General features: G+C 67.6%; 14 protein-coding genes and 1 tRNA gene. 12 read left to right on the top strand and 3 right to left on the bottom strand.

What is annotated here, in order from left to right; translation table 11 throughout:
* The first annotated feature begins 546 nt into the window (after nt 1-546).
* The 3 genes from tmk to W5W_RS0100675 all read left to right on the top strand — a co-directional run bounded on the left by tmk (nt 547) and on the right by W5W_RS0100675 (nt 4,402).
* A complete protein-coding gene (gene tmk, locus W5W_RS0100685; RefSeq protein ID WP_017193932.1) occupies nt 547-1,404 on the top strand; it encodes a dTMP kinase in 858 nt (285 codons plus the stop codon).
* Nucleotides 1,404-2,687 carry a DNA polymerase III subunit delta' gene (locus W5W_RS0100680; protein ID WP_017193931.1) on the top strand — a complete coding sequence of 428 codons (1,284 nt, stop codon included), beginning with the start codon at nt 1,404-1,406 and terminating at the stop codon, nt 2,685-2,687. Before tmk ends, W5W_RS0100680 begins: the two co-directional genes overlap by 1 nt.
* Before the next feature lie 110 nt (nt 2,688-2,797).
* The gene (locus W5W_RS0100675; protein WP_017193930.1) at nt 2,798-4,402 is read left to right on the top strand and encodes an alpha/beta hydrolase; all 1,605 of its coding nucleotides are present in this window, start codon (nt 2,798-2,800) and stop codon (nt 4,400-4,402) included.
* A 108-nt stretch (nt 4,403-4,510) separates the two neighbouring features.
* Here W5W_RS0100675 and W5W_RS0100670 read toward each other — a convergent pair whose 3' ends face one another.
* On the bottom strand, nt 4,511-5,632 hold the full coding sequence (locus W5W_RS0100670; RefSeq protein ID WP_017193929.1) for an asparaginase: 1,122 nt from the start codon (nt 5,630-5,632) through the stop codon (nt 4,511-4,513).
* Nucleotides 5,633-6,394: 762 nt separating this feature from the next.
* Between W5W_RS0100670 and W5W_RS0100665 the strand changes: the two genes are divergently transcribed.
* From W5W_RS0100665 to W5W_RS0100655, 3 genes are all read left to right on the top strand, one after another.
* A tRNA-Thr gene (locus W5W_RS0100665) sits at nt 6,395-6,467 on the top strand.
* Nucleotides 6,468-6,777: 310 nt separating this feature from the next.
* Nucleotides 6,778-7,101 (top strand): histone-like nucleoid-structuring protein Lsr2, encoded by a 324-nt coding sequence (locus W5W_RS0100660; RefSeq protein WP_008731090.1) that lies wholly within the window; start codon nt 6,778-6,780, stop codon nt 7,099-7,101.
* 149 nt (nt 7,102-7,250) lie between these two features.
* On the top strand, nt 7,251-7,988 hold the full coding sequence (locus W5W_RS0100655) for a phosphoglyceromutase (RefSeq protein ID WP_017193928.1): 738 nt from the start codon (nt 7,251-7,253) through the stop codon (nt 7,986-7,988).
* Between the two features lie 226 nt (nt 7,989-8,214).
* Here W5W_RS0100655 and phoU read toward each other — a convergent pair whose 3' ends face one another.
* Complete coding sequence (gene phoU, locus W5W_RS0100650) at nt 8,215-8,859, bottom strand: phosphate signaling complex protein PhoU (RefSeq protein ID WP_008731095.1); 645 nt, start codon at nt 8,857-8,859, stop codon at nt 8,215-8,217.
* A gap of 209 nt (nt 8,860-9,068) precedes the next feature.
* On the opposite strand from phoU, the gene W5W_RS0100645 reads away from it, so the two are divergent.
* The 5 genes from W5W_RS0100645 (at nt 9,069) to W5W_RS0100625 (ending at nt 14,497) form a co-directional block, all read left to right on the top strand.
* Nucleotides 9,069-10,436, top strand: coding sequence for a sensor histidine kinase (locus tag W5W_RS0100645; protein WP_017193927.1), 1,368 nt, complete (start codon nt 9,069-9,071; stop codon nt 10,434-10,436).
* Nucleotides 10,433-11,146 (top strand): response regulator transcription factor, encoded by a 714-nt coding sequence (locus W5W_RS0100640; protein ID WP_017193926.1) that lies wholly within the window; start codon nt 10,433-10,435, stop codon nt 11,144-11,146. The genes W5W_RS0100645 and W5W_RS0100640 overlap by 4 nt, the downstream gene beginning before the upstream one ends.
* A 186-nt stretch (nt 11,147-11,332) precedes the next feature.
* Complete coding sequence (locus W5W_RS0100635; RefSeq protein ID WP_008731110.1) at nt 11,333-11,827, top strand: CarD family transcriptional regulator; 495 nt, start codon at nt 11,333-11,335, stop codon at nt 11,825-11,827.
* A gap of 16 nt (nt 11,828-11,843) precedes the next feature.
* Entirely contained in the window at nt 11,844-12,863 is a 1,020-nt protein-coding gene (locus W5W_RS0100630) for an IspD/TarI family cytidylyltransferase (protein ID WP_017193925.1), read from the top strand.
* Between the two features lie 146 nt (nt 12,864-13,009).
* Entirely contained in the window at nt 13,010-14,497 is a 1,488-nt protein-coding gene (locus W5W_RS0100625) for an MFS transporter (RefSeq protein WP_034498508.1), read from the top strand.
* Nucleotides 14,498-14,708: 211 nt separating this feature from the next.
* Here W5W_RS0100625 and W5W_RS0100620 read toward each other — a convergent pair whose 3' ends face one another.
* Entirely contained in the window at nt 14,709-15,122 is a 414-nt protein-coding gene (locus W5W_RS0100620) for a DUF2218 domain-containing protein (RefSeq protein WP_017193923.1), read from the bottom strand.
* A gap of 315 nt (nt 15,123-15,437) precedes the next feature.
* Here W5W_RS0100620 and W5W_RS0100615 point away from each other — a divergent pair, with 315 nt between their 5' ends.
* Nucleotides 15,438-16,991, top strand: coding sequence for an IS1634 family transposase (locus tag W5W_RS0100615; RefSeq protein WP_017193922.1), 1,554 nt, complete (start codon nt 15,438-15,440; stop codon nt 16,989-16,991).
* Nucleotides 16,992-17,002: the final 11 nt, after the last annotated feature.

The following is a 17,002-nucleotide window of genomic DNA, read 5'->3' as shown; positions in this document are numbered from 1 at the left end:
TTCCGCATCGAGATCGGTCGAAGTCCGGTGTGGGGTGTGATGTCTTGGAGCTGGTGATCGTACGAGTCGGGTTTCACTGCTTCGGGGTGGCTCTGCGGGTGCTGCGTGTGCTGGGGTGGTGGATGTTGCACATTTGCGCGTGCTCCGTGTCAGCAGAAATCGCGAAATCATGCGGAACAGCAACATCAGCAACGACCATGATCCCGCTCCCATGTGCACGGACCCCCTCAACGCACATGGGAACCCGACCACCACACACCATGATCACCAGAAAAGCCCACTATCGCAACAAAAACCAACCCCCCACCCCCACAAAACCCCCACCCTCCCATGTGCAACACCGCAGACAACCACACCCACAACCCCAAACCGGAACACGGCCGATGTCGGTGCGGAAGTGGACCGATCTCGCGGCGGAATGCGACCGATCTCGGTGCGGAAGTGGACCGATTTCGCGGCGGAGTACGACCGATCTCGAGCCGGAGTACGACCGATTTCGATGCGGAACCGGACCGATTTCGATGCGGAGTACGACCGATCTCGGCGATGGGGGCGGCAGGCGGAGCCGAGTTCCCGCATCACCTGCCCTCGCGCGTCGCGCACCCCGGGCTGCCCCGTGCTCAGCCAAGCTACGCTGACGCCGTGACCGACAACGCCTCCCAACCGCGGGCCGTCCTCAACGCGCCCGACGCACCGGGTGCCGCGCATCCGGGCCTGTTCATCTCCTTCGAAGGCGGCGACGGCGTCGGTAAGACCACCCAGATCCGCATCCTCGCCGAGCTGCTTAAGGAGGCGGGCGTTGAATGCGAGGCGACCCGCGAGCCCGGGGGCACGGACCTGGGGATCGAGATCCGGCGCCTCCTCCTGCACGGCGACGACATCTCCCCCCGCGCCGAGGCCCTCCTGTACGCCGCCGACCGCGCCCACCACGTCGCCACCAGGATCCGCCCCGCCCTCGAGCGCGGTGACGTGGTCCTGACCGACCGCTACCTCGACTCCTCGGTTGCCTACCAGGGCGCCGCCCGGGCGCTGGGCACCCAGGAGGTCCGCGAGCTGTCCCTGTGGGCCACCGACGCCCTGCTCCCGGACCTCACCATCCTGCTCGATGCCGAGCCGGACATCGCCTCGCGCCGCACCATGGCGCGCGGCGCGACGGACCGGCTCGAGCGCGAGCCCGACGCCTTCCACGCCGCCCTGCGCGCTCAGTTCCTCGCTCTTGCCGATGCCGAGCCCGACAGGTTCGTCGTCATCGACGCCGACCGGCCCGTCGAGGCGGTGGCCGACGCCGTCGCCGCCGCCGTCCGGCCCCTCCTCGCGCGCCTGCCCGGGAGCGCTCTCGGCGACGATTCCAGTGATTCCAGCGGGTCCGAGAATTCCGCGGCTCGGCGGGCAGGTGAGCGCTGATGGGCGTATGGGATGACGTCGTCGGGCAGGAGGCCGTCGTCGGCGTCTTCGAGGCGGCCGCCCGCTCGGCCCGGACCGTCGCCGAGACGCGCGAGAGCGCTGCGGAGGCGCCGCGGACTTCGAGTCGGACCGGGCGCGGGACTGGGAGCGGGACCGCCCCCGAGGTCCCCGGTGATGCCGGAGCCGCCGGTGCTGCGGATACGACCGACGGCTCGGCCATGACCCACGCCTGGCTGGTCACGGGCCCGCCCGGTTCGGGGCGCTCGAACGCCGCCCGCGCCTTCGCGGCCGCCCTGCAGTGCACCGGCCCTACTCCCGGCTGCGGGCAGTGCAAGCCCTGCCGGGACGTCATGAGCGGCGTCCACCCCGATGTCGTGCGCCTGGCCACCGAGAAGCTCCTCATCACCATGGAGGAGGTCAAGGGGCTCATCGGGGAGGCGCAGCGCCGCCCCTGGACGGGCCGCTGGCGCGTCATCCTCGTCGAGGACGCCGACCGCATGGCCGAGCGCACCACCAACGTGCTGCTGAAGTCCATCGAGGAGCCCCCGCCGCAGACGGTGTGGCTCCTGTGCACCCCGAGCGCCGACGACGTCCTGCCCACGATCCGCTCCCGGTGCCGCCTGGTGACCCTGCGCATCCCGCCGGCCGACGCCGTCGCCGAACTGCTCGTGCGCCGCGACGGCGCTGATCCCGACCTTGCCGCGCGAGCCGCCAGGGCCAGTCAGTCCCACATTGGGCTTGCCCGGCACCTGGCCACCGACCCGGATGCCTGGGAGCGCCGGCGTCGGCTCCTGCTGGCGCCAGTCTCCCTGCGCAGCGTCGGGGATGCGGTCCTGGCGGCCGCAGACCTCGTCGAGGCGGCCGAGTCGGAGGCCAAGGACGCCACCACCGAGCGCGACGCGCGGGAGAAGGCGGCTCTGCTTCGGGCTCTGGGCCTGGAGGGGGAGTCCAAGGTGCCGCCGGCGCTGCGCGCCCAGGTCCGCCAGCTGGAGGAGGACCAGAAGCGCCGTGCCCGGCGCGCCCGCACCGACGTCCTGGATCGGGCCATGATCGACCTGCTCTCCTTCTACCGCGACGTGCTCGCCGCCCAGATGGGCAGCGACGTCGAACGGGTCAACATCGATCTGTCCGAGGCCCTCGACCAGGTCGCCGCCGCCACCGGTCCCGAGCAGTCCCTGGCGCGCATCGCCGCGATCGAGGAGTGCCGGACGCGGCTGCGCTCCAACGCGGCCCCGCTTCTGGCCATCGAATCCCTCATGGTCCAGCTGCGCCCCCAGGCGTGAAGGGGGCGTCGCTGGTCGTGCGCAGACGACACGCCGTCGGTGAGCGGCTTCGGAAAGGGGAGTCACGCGCGAATCAGCACGGTTAGGCTGCTGGTGTGAGCACTTTGCGTATGCGTTCCCGTGCCCGTCGCGCTCTTGCGGCGGCCACCGCCCTCGTGGCGGCCGTGACGATGGCGTCCTGCGGCGGTGGCCCCGCGGTGACGCCCACACCCGCAGTCGCCAATGATCCGGTTCCCGCACCGACAGAGCTCGAGACGTTCTACTACCAGGACATCCACTGGTATCCCTGTGGCGAGAAGGGCGGCATGCAGGAGGCCGATGCCGACACCGGTCCCGGGACCTTCTCCTGCGCACGCGTGACCGTGCCGCTGAATTACGACGAACCCGGCGGCGCCACTATCGAGCTCGCTCTCAAGCGCCGCTCGGCGAGCGGCACCAGCATCGGATCCTTGTTCATCAACCCCGGCGGGCCGGGGGGCTCGGGCATCAACCTGGTGGAGAGCGCCAAGGGCTACTTCACCGACGATCTGCTCGAGTCCTACGACATCGTGGGCTTCGACCCCCGCGGCGTGGGCGGCTCCGCCGCCGTGGACTGCCTGACCGACGCCGAGCTCGACGCCAAGCGCTCGGACGACGGCTCCGATCCGGTCAGCCGCAAGGACTCGGCTGAGGAGGAACGGGCCAATATCACCGAGCACGCCTCCGAACTCAAGGCCAAATGCGAGTCCGCGATGAGCATCCCGGGTCTGCTCGACCACATCGACACCATCTCGGCGGCCCGTGATCTCGACATCCTGCGGGCGGCTGTCGGCGACAGTGCCCTGAGTTATCTCGGCTACTCCTACGGAACCTACCTCGGGGCCACGTATGCCGAGCTGTTCCCCGGCAATGTCGGACGGATGGCGCTCGACGGCGCAGTCGATCCGACCCTGACCGCCGGGCAGATATCACTGGGGCAGGCCCAGGGCTTCGAAAGCCTTCTGCGCGCCTATGTTGAGGACTGTCAGAGCGCCAAGAACTGCCCGCTGACGGGTGATGCCGACTCCGGCGTCAAGCAGGTACGGGACTTCCTCGACCAGACTCGGACTCTGCCCCTCAAGACCTCGGACCCGAATCGACCGCTGACCTACTCGCTGGCTCTGGACTCGATTCTCAAGGGCATGTACCAGACCAAGTCCTGGCCCGCGCTCACCCAGGGATTGACGCGGGCCATGGACCAGGACGACGGCTCGACCCTGCTCTCCATCTCCGATCAGCTGTCCTCGCGCAATGCCGACGGCACCTACAAGGACAACGGCGCAGAAGTCATCAGCGCGATCAACTGCCTGGACTACCCCGTCGTCGGCGATACCGAATCGTGGGATGCCGAGGCCGAGGAGATCGAAGAGGCCTCGCCGACCTTCGGGAGTGTGCTGACCTATTCGGACCTGTACTGCCAGGTATGGGGGCATGAGGCGACCCGGACGCGCGACCCCATTCACGCCTCCGGCGCCGCCCCGATCCTCGTCATCGGCACGAAGGATGACCCGGCTACGCCCTACGCGTGGAGCGAGTCACTGGCCTCCCAGCTCGACGACGGTCACCTGCTCACCTGGGAGGGCCAGGGGCACACCGCCTACGGCCGTGCGGGCGACTGCATCTCCCGCGCCGTCGATTCCTACCTGCTCGCCGGTCAGCTGCCGGAGGAGGGGCTGACCTGCGCCGCCGACAAGTGAGCCGCACCGGCGTCCGGCGGGTGACCGCCCGGGCGGGCCTCGGGACTGGCCCGTCCTGCGCGACGTCGTCCCCTCCTGCGCCCTCCTGCGGCGGCCTGCCCGTGATCCTCAGCGGTTGCGCGACTCGGTGAGCTCGCCCGCGATCGAGCGGCTCATCCATGCGGCCAGCTCATCGCCCCGCAGGCCTTGCGCCAGGAGGAACTGCGCCTTGGCGTAGGCCGCCTCCAGCGTCATGTCGGAACTGCCCACCGCCCCGGCCCGTGCGATCGCGTCGCCCGCCTCGTAGTGGCCCAGCCGCACCTCGGCCTCATGGCACTGGGAGGCGACGATCACGGCCGTGCCCGCCTCGATGGCGTCTGCGATGACCTCGGTCAGTCCGGGCTCTGCGCTCGGGACGTTGCCCACCCCGAAGGCGCGCAGGATCACCGCCTCCGGCCGGGGGGTGACCATGGCCCGCAACCGGGCGGCGGTGATCCCCGGGGCGAGATCGACGACGGCGACGTCGTGGCGCTCGTACGGCAGGGGGCGCGCCCGATCTGCGCAGTGGGGGAGGGCCGGACGCTCCGCGCCGGGTGCAGGATGCCGGGCCCACCGCCAGGGGGCCCCGGCGGTCGCCAATGGCGCTGCGCCGGGGGAGGCGAAGCCCTCGAAGGCCCATGAGCTGGTCTTGGTGGCGCGGTTGCCGGCCAGCAGGTGATGGCCGAAGAAGAGGCTGACGCCGTCCGCCCGCCCGCTTGTGGCGGCGTTGAGGGCCCCGGTGACGTTGGACGCCGCATCCGAGCCGATGGCGCTCAGGGGCAGCTGGGCGCCGGTCACGACCACCGGGCGGTCGAAGTCGGTCAGCGCGTAGGACAGCGCTGCCGAGGTGTAGGCCATCGTGTCGGTGCCGTGGAGGACGACGTAGCTCTTGACGCCGTCGGCGCCGTTGATGCCGTCGGCACCGTCTGCTGGAGTTGCGGCGCGGTGCGCGCGCAGGTCGTCGATGATCGCCTGCCACGACTCGGGGGTGGCGTTGGCGGAGTCGATGAGCGGATCGAGGACGGTCAGCGAGACCCGCCCGGCGAGGGCGGTGCCTTCGAGGAGTTCGGCGAGCCAGCTGTCGAGATCGGCGCCGGGAATGAGCCCGTGTGGGGATTCGACCATTCCGATGGTGCCGCCGGTGTAGGTGATGTGGACTTCGGGTGCGGATGCGGCGGGCGCGATCAGTGTGCTGGGCATGAGCGGCATCATAGGGCGTTGCTTCAGCCGCGCCGTGCGGGCATGGCAGTGATGCGTTCGAATAGGCGCAGTGCGGGGCCGTGGGATATATGGGGGTTATATGGGCTCAGGGGGAGTTGTGGGAGCGTTCTGGGAGGGTGGGCGGCGGCAAATGGATAGTGAGATGCGGTGGGTGTAAAGCGAGCGCAGGGGCGCAGTGAGTCATGTGAGAGCCTCCCGCTCCCGGCGCGGCGTCAATGGCGGTGGTGCGGACGTTGAGAAGTTTGCCCGTCCTGGCCACTCTTGTCCCGATGCCAAATGCGGCCGGTCACGTGAACGGAGGTTTCTTGCATTCTTCGGGCATGTCCCTCGGAAAGAGTGGGAGGAACGCCCGCTGAGGGGGCAAAGCGCCGTTCATGTTCTCGGCATGTTCTCCGCATGTTCTCGGCCCCGGACGCGGCAGTCCGCCTTAACCCGCCTTGTGCCTCACTCTGAGAATCAATCATCTGGGTTCTGGTGTCGGAAGGCGGTCGGTTCTTGCGTTGATTGTCGAGTCCGGGACTGCGGTGAACTGGGGGAGCTAGAGGGAGCCGGTGAGAACTAGCGGTAACTAGCGGGAACTAGAGGACGTGCGAGTCGAGGCGAGGGCGCATGGGGATGCATGATGAACCGCCGTCGACGATGTGTGCGCAGCGTACGCGGCCTTGTGTCCAGCACCACTTTCGCGTGTTCGGCGCGCAGATTGCGCAACCGACGTTCGGGCCGGTAATGTGCGACCCGCTGCGCTTGCGGCAGGCCACCTTAGCTCAGTCGGCAGAGCGATTCACTCGTAATGAATAGGTCGTGGGTTCGATTCCCACAGGTGGCTCTGTGCAGGTATGTCATCCCGGGACCGTGCGGTCCCGGGATTTTTTGTTGTCGGCTGTTGGCGGCCGTTCTCGGCTCTTCTCATCCCGATGGGGCGGTGGTTGTGGACGGCTCTACCCGCTCTACCGGCTCTTCCCGCTTCTGTTCGTTGAGATCGGTCGATAGGCGCATCGAGATCGATGGAAACGGCTCCAGGATCGTGGATAACTCGGCTCCTGTTCGGGCTTGCATTCAATTCTATTTGCGTTTAGCGTTGTCACCGATGATTTACTCGCCAAAAGCGAGGACCGCCAACCTGAAAGGTGCGTGCCATGGCGCAGAAGACTCAGATCATTCTTGTTGACGACATCGATGGCTCCGAGGCCACCCAGTCCGTCACCTTCGCTCTTGATGGCGTGACCTACGAGATTGATCTTAATGATGACCACGCGGCGGCGCTGCGTGAGACCGTTGAGGAGTGGACGGTTAAGGCTCGGCGCGTCAGCGGCCGTCGTACTCGCCGTCGTGCCGGAGCCCCCAAGACTTCCTCGAACACTCAGAAGGTGCGCGAGTGGGCCCGCGCTAATGGCTATGAGGTCTCCGACCGCGGCCGTATCCCCGCTTCAGTCCGTGAGGCCTACGAAGCCGCTAACTGAGCGCGCAGTCATAACGTCCAAACAGTTCGGCGCGGCTGATGCGTCACGCCAGACTCGTACCAGATCCATGCCGGACTCATACCAGGCCCCTGTGTCCTTCGGGACCCAGGGGCCTGGTCGCGCCTGCTGCGGCCTGGCAAGATAGGACCATGGCTTACACTCTGGTGCTGCTCCGCCACGGCGAGAGCGAATGGAATGCGAAGAACCTCTTCACCGGCTGGGTCGATGTGCCGCTGTCCGAGAAGGGCCGTGCCGAGGCCGCTCACGGGGGTGAACTGCTCAAGGAGGCGGGTGTTCTGCCCGAGAAGCTCTTCACCTCGATGCTGCGTCGAGCGATCACAACAGCCAACCTCGCTCTCGACGCCGCCGACCGCCACTGGATTCCGGTCGAGCGCAACTGGCGTCTCAATGAGCGCCACTATGGAGCGCTTCAGGGCAAGAACAAGAAGCAGACCCGTGACGAATACGGCGAGGATCAGTTCATGCTCTGGCGCCGTTCCTACGATGTTCCGCCGCCGGCCATTGAGCCCGGCACCGAGTTCTCGCAGGATGCCGACCCCCGCTACGCGGGCGAGCCCATCCCCGCCACCGAGTGCCTCAAGGATGTTCTCGAGCGCATGCTCCCGTACTGGGAGGACACCATCGTCCCCGAGATCAAGACGGGGAAGGTCGTTCTCATCGCCGCGCACGGCAACTCGCTGCGCGCCATCGTCAAGCACCTTGATGGTATTTCCGACGACGACATTGCCGCCGTCAACATTCCCACGGGCATCCCGCTGGTGTACGAGCTGGATGAGGAGACCCTCAAGCCGATCAAGAAGGGCGGTCGCTACCTCGACCCCGAGGCCGAGGCGAAGATCGCCGCGGTCGCCAATCAGGGCAAATGATCGAATGACTGGCGGCGTGTAGCCGTTAGAGATTCACACGACGTCGGCCCGGCACCCCCTCTGCATATGGGGCGCCGGGCCGACGTCGTCGCTTATTGCTGGTTTTGGGGTGGGGCGTGACCGATCTCGGCGCGGAGTACGACCGATCTCGACGCGGAAGCGGACCGATCTCGGTGCGGAGTACGACCGATCTCGGTGAGAGGGAGAGTGAGAGTGAGTGAGGGGGTCAGCCCGGAGCGCCGCCGGAGACCAGGTAGGCCATGCGGCGGGCCACCGACGTCGAGTGATCCCCGAAGCGCTCCAGGAAGCGCCCCATGAGGACCGCGTCGACGACCTGCTGGCGGCTCAAGTCGTGAGCGGGGTCCAGGATCATCTGGAAGGACTGGCGATGCAGGGAGTCGAGCTCGGAGTCGCCGCGTTGGATCTGCGCCGCCAGCTCCAGGTCATGGGTCGCGATGAGGCGGGCGACATCCGCGCCGGCGCGCACGGCCGCATCGGCCATCTGCAGGATCAGGCCCATGACCGGCTCGGGAACCGGCGGCTCGGGGTAGCGTCCACGCGCGATGGCGGCGATGTGGCGAGCCAGGTCCCCCTGCCGCTCGAGGGTCTGGGCCATGCGCAGGGCGGAGATGACATTGCGCAGGTCGCCCGCCACCGGCTGTTGACGGGCGAGCAGCATGATGCACATGTCGTCGATGTCCCGCTGCAGGTCGTTGATGCGCTCGTCGGCGTCGATGACCTGCTCGGCGATGATGATGTCCCCGTTGCTCAGGGACTCGGCGGCCCGTTCGATCGCCGTCGCCACCTGCCTGGCCATGGTCTCCAGATCCGAGCCGAGCTGCTTGAGCTCCTGGTTGAAGATGTCTCGCACGAGGTCGCTCCTGATTCTGTGCCGGGTCGCGGAGGGCGGGCAGCCCGTAGGCCGGGCGCCTGTCCGCCACCATAATCCTCCGTCATCCCCAGTCATCCCCCGTCGTCCCTGAATGATTTCCTGTCGAGGTCGACTTTTCGGGATGAGATCGACGGCGGCACCGTCGATCTCGTTCGAGAAAGTCGATCTCGACGATTACCCTTGAGGGTGTGGGAAGCATTGTGCTGCTGATCGTCATTGCCGTCGTGTGCCTTGGTCTGGGCGCGGCCGGCGCCTTCGCCTTCGCGCCGCCCTCCTACGACCGGGGCTCGAACGGCATCACCGCGGGCTCCACCCTCGAGGACGGCGGGGTCGTGCCGGTTCTGGCCGCGCTGCGCTCGACCGTCGTCGTGCTGGACGACGACGATGAGGTGCTGCGCGCCTCCTCCGCCGCCTACACCTTCAACATCGTGCGGGACGACGAGGTCTGCGAGCCGCGCGTGGCCGAGATGGTGGCGCGAGTGCGCGCGGGAGGAGACCCCGAGGACGCCGAGCTGACCGTCGCCCGAGGGCGTGTCGACGGGGCCGGGCACTTCTACCTGTACGTGCGCGTGGCCGCCATCGGACGCGGTCGCATCCTCGTCCTCATCGACGACCGCACCGCCGCCAAGCGCCTGGAGGACATGCGCCGCGACTTCGTCGCCAACGTCTCCCATGAGCTCAAGACCCCGGTCGGGGCCATCGCCCTCCTGGCGGAGACCGTCGAGGGCGCCGTCGACGACCCCGGCCTCGTCCGCAACTACATCGGCCGCATACGCAAGGAGTCCGCGCGCCTGGGCGTGCTCGTGGAGGAGATCATCGAGCTCTCCCGCCTCCAGGAGGGGGACGCGCTGGTCGAGCCCGACGACGTCGATCTCGATGCCGTGGTGGCCGAGGCCATCGACCGGGTGCGCACCGAGGCCGAGAGCAAGGAGGTCACTCTCGTCGCGGGCGGCACGCCCGGCCTGCACGTGCGCGGCGATGCCGCCCTCGTCACCACGGCCGTGCGCAATCTGCTGGACAACGCCATCCGCTACTCCGGTCCGCGCACGCGTGTGAGCGTGGGGCTCAGCGTCGACGAGGCGGGCGGCTCGGGCGTCGCAGGCGCGACGGATGGTGCTGACAGCGCTGACAGGGCTGATGGTGCTGACAGTGCCGACTCGGGCGGTTCACAGGCGGCCGCGGCGGAGTCAGCCGGCGATCAGCTGGTGCGCATCGCCGTCGTCGACCAGGGCATTGGAATCGCCAAGGAGGCGCAGGAGCGGGTTTTCGAGCGCTTCTACCGCGTCGACAAAGCGCGTTCGCGGGCCACCGGCGGCACGGGCCTGGGGCTGTCGATCGTCAAGCACGTGGCCGCCGACCACGGCGGCACGGTGGAGTTGTGGTCCACCCCGGGGCGCGGCTCCACCTTCACCCTTGTCCTGCCGCGGCTGATCCCGGACCAGCCGGACCAGGCGAGCGCCGGTCCCGAGCCCGAGGCCGCCGCCGCCGTCGCCTCCGGCGCTGCAGGTGCGGCTTTCGCCGCCATTGCGGCGATCTCCGACGAGGATCAGGCGTGACCCGTATCCTGCTGGTCGAGGACGAGGAGAACTATCGGGACCCGCTCGCCCTCAGCCTGCGCCGCGACGGCTACGAGGTTGTGGAGGCCCAGGACGGCGCCGCGGCCATGGAGCGCTTCGAGGCGGCCGGCAGGGCCGGCGGGCCCGGCACGATCGACCTGGTGCTGCTCGATCTCATGCTCCCGCGTCTGCCGGGCACGGAGGTGTGCCGTCGTATTCGGCGCACGTCCAGTGTTCCCGTCATCATGCTCACCGCCAAGAATTCCGAGGTCGACAAGATCGTGGGTCTGGAGATCGGTGCGGACGACTACGTCACCAAGCCGTACTCCTACCGGGAGCTGCTGGCCCGTGTGCACGCCGTCCTGCGGCGCAGCCATGAGGGCGAGCCGCAGGAGCCCCTGCTCAGCGCGGGGCGGGTGGCGATGGACGTCGAACGCCACGAGGTTCGGGTCGACGGCGAGATCGTCACCATGCCGCTACGGGAATTCGAATTGCTCGAGCTGTTCCTGCGCAATCCCGATCGCGTGCTTACTCGCAGTCAGATCATTGAATCGATCTGGGGATCGAACTACGTGGGGGATACCAAGACGCTTGATGTCCACGTCAAGCGCATTCGAGCCAAGATCGAGGCTGAGCCGAGCGCGCCCCGACTGCTGACCACTGTGCGCGGAGTGGGGTACATGCTGCTCGCCTCCGATGACTCCGAGTGATCTCAGAAGACTCGAGACGGCCCGAAGGCTCTGGACGGTGGGCGGCCCCGGACGATCCCGGAGGCCTCCGGGCGGCTCCGGGTCTCTGGCGGCTCCGGACGGCCTGTGAGCTACCTCGCCCGGAATAAGCCCGGCATTCCCTGGTAAACTGAGGCTCCTGCCATTAGTTACGGAGTGACGTCACCCATGACCTTTGAAGTCGGCGAGACCGTCGTCTACCCCCACCACGGTGCGGCTCGGATTATCGATATCCGCCAGCGCAAGGTCCGCGGCGAGGAGAAGACTTATCTACAGCTCGAGGTTGCGCAGGGGGACCTGACAATCCTCGTTCCCGCGGAGAGTGTGGAGCTCATCGGTGTACGGGATGTTGTGGACGAGGCCGGTCTGAAAAGGGTTTTCGATGTCCTGCGCGCCCCTCTGACCGAGGAGCCCACCAACTGGTCGCGTCGATTCAAGGCTAATCAGGAGAAGATCGCCTCCGGCGATGTCATTAAGGTCGCCGAGGTCGTCCGGGACCTGTCCCGCCGGGATACGGATCGTGGTCTGTCGGCCGGGGAGAAGCGCATGCTGTCCAAGGCTCGTCAGATTCTCGTCTCGGAGCTCGCCCTCGCTGAGAAGACCGCCGAGGATCAGGCGGAGTCCAAGCTCGACGAGGTCCTCGCCTCCGGCACCGCCGCCTGAGGGTCGCAGGCCGCTCGTGCCCGAGCCGGGTCGCGCCGATGGCGCCAGCGGGACTGCCGGCGCGTTCAGCGGGCGCACTGGTGATGTCGGCGATGCCGATGACGTCGCCCAAGGCGGTCCAGGAAGTCCGGGCGGCAAAGATGCTCAAGGCTCCCAAGACGGCGGCGTCGTCGCCGTCCTGACCGCCGCCGGTTCCGGGACGCGCCTGGGAGCCTCCGGTCCCAAGGCACTGGTCGAGATCGCCGGGGAGAGTCTTGTCCGCCGTGCGGCGCGCGGTCTGCTGTCCGCCGGCGTCGTCCGTCATGTTGTTGTCACCGCTCCCGCGGAGTACCTCGATCGCTTCGAGGCTGAGGTCGCTGGAATCACTGAAGTCGCTGGAATCGCTGAAGTCGCCGGGCTCGATGGCCCCGGTGTCTCAGGCACCATCGAGGTCGTCCCCGGGTCGCCCGACTCCCGGCAGGCCAGCGTCGCCCTCGGCCTGGCTGCGGCGTTGGCCGCCCATCCCGACGCCGCCGTTGTCCTCGTCCACGACGCCGCGCGCGCCCTCACTCCGCCCGAGGTCGTGCGCCGCGTCGTGGCCGCGGTCCGGGCGGGACACGACGCCGTCGTTCCCGCCCTGCCCGTGACCGACACCGTCAAGGAGGTCGCCGGCCCGGATCGATCCCGCTCGCGCCGCTCCGAGTCGGGGCATCATGAGACTGGGCTGTATCACTCGAACTCGGACCGGAGCAGCGCGCAGAGGGGCCGGGGCGCAGGAGTGCAGATCGAGTCCGTCGTCGGCACCCCCGATCGTTCTCGGCTGCGGGCGGTGCAGACCCCGCAGGGCTTCGCCGCCGCCGCCCTCGTCGCCGCCCATCGGCTGGGTGCGGACCGCGCCGCGGATGAGGCCCGATCCGCCTCCGACGACGCCGGGCTCATCGAGGCCGCCGGTGGTGGCGTCGTCGTCGTCGAGGGGGATCCTCTTGCCATGAAGGTCACCACGCCGGTTGACCTCGCTCTCGCCGAAGTGCTCGCCGCTGCGCGACAGCCCTCGTGATAGTCAGTGATACTCCGATACTCCGATACTCCGAATACTCTGAGATAGCCGCTCAGCCGAGCTGGGACAGTGCTCCCCATCCTCGGTGACCGATCGGCCACCGCCAGCGGCCCCACGACCACCTCATGGGCCGTAGGCTCACCTTCATGACCCAGACTCCCCAGCCCCAGGGCGACCTGGGAACCGGACCCCAGCCCGAGCCCTACAGCGGCATTCACCCGGGCGGGCAGACCCGCCTGCTGTCCTGGCCCGTCCTCGCCTGGGGGCTGTGGGACTGGGGGAGCGCCGCCTTCAACGCGGTCATCACGACCTTCGTCTTCACCGTCTACCTCACCGATCCCGGTTTCGGCGAGGAGGCCGCCACCCAGTCCTCGATCTCCTTCGGGCTGTCGATCGCCGGATTCATCATCGCCCTGCTGGCGCCGGTCACCGGTCAGCGGGCCGATCGGGCGGGGCGGACCGTCTTCTGGCTCGGTGTTCACACCGCCGTTGTCGTGGCGATCAGCGCAGCGATGTTCCTCGTTCTGCCCAGGCCCGGTTATCTCTGGTTCGGCATTGCACTGCTGGGGCTGGGCAATATCTTCTTCGAGCTGGCGAGCGTCAACTACAACGGCATCCTGCCGCAGATCGCCACCAAGGATCGGATCGGCGCCGTTTCGGGGCTCGGCTGGGGCATGGGTTATGTCGGGGGCATCGCCCTGCTGCTCATTCTGTACATGGGCTTCATCCACCCCGATGTCGGCTGGTTCGGAGTCACCAAGGACAACGGCATGAGTGTTCGCATCTCCATGCTCATGGCCGCCGCCTGGTTCGGACTGAGTGCGATTCCGGTCCTGGTGACGCAGTCCGGGAACCGCGCAAGACGGCGGCGTCAGGCGATCGTCGACGATGCCCGGCGCGGTGCCGACAGGGAGAAGGCCGGACTCGAGTCCGAGCCCGCCGAGCCGCAGGGCTCGGCGACGGGCGTGCGTCGTCGGGAATCGCTCTGGTCCTCCTACAAGCGGCTGTGGCGCACGCTTGTGGCGCTGCATCGCACGCACCCCGAAGTGCTGTGGTTCCTGCTCGCCGCCGCCGTTTTCCGCGACGGGCTCGCGGGCGTCTTCACCTATGGCGGCATCATCGCCAAGAGCACATTCGGCTTCTCCAGCGACGACGTCCTGGTCTTCGCGGTTGCGGCCAATGTGATCGCCGGTGTTGCGACCATTGTGTCGGGGAGGCTCGATGACCGCATCGGTCCCCGCAAGGTGATCCTCGGGTCGCTCACGATTCTCGTATGCGCGGGTGTCGGCGTGTTCTTCCTGCACAACGGCGGGGCGAATGTGTTCTGGATACTCGGCCTGCTCCTGGCCGGATGCGTCGGCCCGACCCAGTCCGCAGCGCGCTCCTTCCTGGCACGAGTCATCCCCGAGGGGCGCGAAGGCGAGATCTTCGGCCTGTATGCGACGACGGGCCGGGCCGTCTCCTTCATGGCGCCGGCGCTGTACGGAGGCTTCATCTGGATCGGTGTTCTCATCGACGGCAAGGAGGCCTCCCATTGGGGCATCCTCGGGATCGTGACGATTCTGGTGATCGGCCTGCTGCTCACGGCTCGGATCAAGGATCCCGCCGGGCATATCACCGACCTCGGGAATTGAGAACGGCGCATTGACCGGAGCATTTATTGCGCAAGCCGCATGGGCTCCGCGTCGAGATCGGTCGCACTCCGCGTCGAGATCGGTCGTACTCCGCACCGAGATCGGTCCGGTTCCGCGTCGAGATCGGTTGTACTCCGCGCCGACTCTCGTCGAGTGGGGGAGAGAATAGGGATGCCAGCGGGCGGGGCCTGACCCTCTTGGAGTCAATCGTTTAGGCTCGGCGGGCTTCGCGCTCGGCGCGCATGCGGGCCATATCCTCGTCGGACAGCGGGCCCTGAGTGGTGCTGGGAGTGCCGTCATCGCGTGTCCAGACGACGGTGAGCCCCTCCTTGTAGCCGAAACGGGCCAGGTGAATTCCAGTGATCTGTTCGAGGCGGTCGAGGCGCTCAGCGGCGGTGCGCAGCGTGAGGACGAGTGCGTCGTCGTCGCAGGTCAGGCTGACGACTCCGACGACCGGGCCTTCGCGGTTGAAGGACAGCGAGCCGGTCGAGGACGCCTCGTCCCAGGTCGTCGTGATCTTGCGGCCCATGTGCGAGGTCAGCTGACGTCCGTAGCGGGCCGGCCGGTCCGTGACGACGCGGGCGACTGAGCGGTGCTCGAAGGCTGGGGTCTCGGGTGAGCTCATGGTTCTGAGGCTACCCTTATCCATCGGCTATCGGGCAGACACCTGCGCTGCCGCGTCGCTGCCATCCGCTGTCAGCCACCCGTGCGCCGGGAACGGGGGCGCGGCGGATTGTGGTGGTTTTCGGGCTCTGCCTGAGTAATCAGGCCCTGTCTGAGCCAGGGTCCTGACTCGTGACACTTTGGTGGGGTCTGGGTTTTGAGGTGGGTTTTTCGTTGATGTTGCGTGGTGGTTGTGGGTGTGCTGGCACACTAAGGGGCCGGTAGGGTCGTGGTGGTGAGCCCGTTTCTGCGTGAGGTCAAGACAGTCTCAGGGGCGATGGCGGTACAGATCGCGGTCAAGGAAGGGCGCCGGGACAAGGTCATCGAGCACCTGGGATCGGCCCATACTGAGGCAGAGCTGGCTGCTCTGATGGAGATCGGCCGGCACCGCATTGCCCCGGACCAGCTGGCCCTGGAGCTGACCCCCACACCACCAGCGGTCCAGGGGTTTCCAAGAGTCTCAGTCCCGGTCGGCACTGACGCGGTGGTGGAGTCCAAGCGCTCGGGCCTGTTGTGGGACGTTCTGCACGGGGCGTATAACTGCCTGGGCCTGGGGGATGCTACTGGTGGTGATCGGGCGTTTGAGCAGATGGTTCTGGCGCGTTTGATCGAGCCGACCTCCAAGGCCCAGGTGCCCTGCGTGCTGGGTGATCTGGGACTGGAGTCGGTCAGCGTGCGGACCTTGTTCCGCTCCCTGGCCCGAGCCCAGGAGCGGGGCTACCGCGAGGCGATCTCCCAGGCCCTGTTCGATCACGTCACCGCCAGTGGGGGCCTGGCCCTGTGCCTGTATGACGTGACCACGCTCTACTTCGAGGCCGAGCGTGAGGACGAGCTGCGCAAGGTCGGCTACTCCAAGGAGCGGAGGGTCGACCCCCAGATCATCGTCGGGCTGCTGGTCGACCGTCATGGTTTCCCTCTCCAGGTCGGCTGCTGGGAGGGGAACAAGGCTGAGACCGCCACGATCATCCCCATCGTGGAGGCCTTCCAGGCCGCCCACGGCATCGCCGACCTCGTCATCGTCGCTGACGCAGGCATGCTGTCAGCATCGAACCTGAGTGCGTTGGATGAGGCGAGGCTGCGGTTCATCGTCGGTGCCCGCACCACCCGCGCCCCGGGCGACCTGGAGGCGCACTTCCGCTGGAGCGGTGACGCCCCCGCCGACGGCCAGGTCATCGACACCATCACCCCCAGAAGAGGCTCGAACACCGAGCGGGACAAGAGTCGCAAGGCCGAGCCGGTATGGGCCCCGGAGACCCATCCAGGCTCATGGAGAGCGGTATGGGCCTACTCCAAGAAACGCGTGGCCCGGGACAACCAGACCCTCACCGCTCAGGAGAATCGCGCCCGGGCCGTCATCGCCGGTGAGAAGCGCCCTAAGGCCACGCGTTTTGTCACCGTCCGTCAAGGCGATCAGGTCCTTGATGAGGCCTCCATCGCCAGGGCCAGGTCTCTGGTGGGGCTCAAGGGCTACGTCACCAACATTCCCTCGCATCTGATGGACGCTGGTGAGGTCGTCTCCTCCTACCACGAGCTGTGGCACGTCGAGCAGTCTTTCCGGATGAGCAAGCACGACCTGAGGGCCCGCCCCGTCTTCCACCACACCCGTGACGCCATCGAGGCCCACCTGACCGTGGTCATGGCCTCCCTGGCCGTAGCCCGCCACCTCCAGGAGGCCACCGGGATCAGCATCAAACGCGTCATCCGCGCCCTCAAGCCTCTCCAGGAGGTCACCATCAACCTCAACGGCCACCACATCAACGCCACCCCACAACTAACCCCCAAGGCCGAGCAAATTCTCACCGCCCTGAGCACCCCACCCCCAGCACACTAACCGTCATGATT

This window comes from Actinomyces massiliensis 4401292 (genome assembly GCF_000269805.1).
In the GTDB taxonomy this organism is placed as follows: Bacteria; Actinomycetota; Actinomycetes; order Actinomycetales; family Actinomycetaceae; genus Actinomyces; species Actinomyces massiliensis.
The sequence above is the reverse complement of the archived record's forward strand: the minus strand, read 5'-3'. Positions and strand labels throughout refer to the sequence as shown.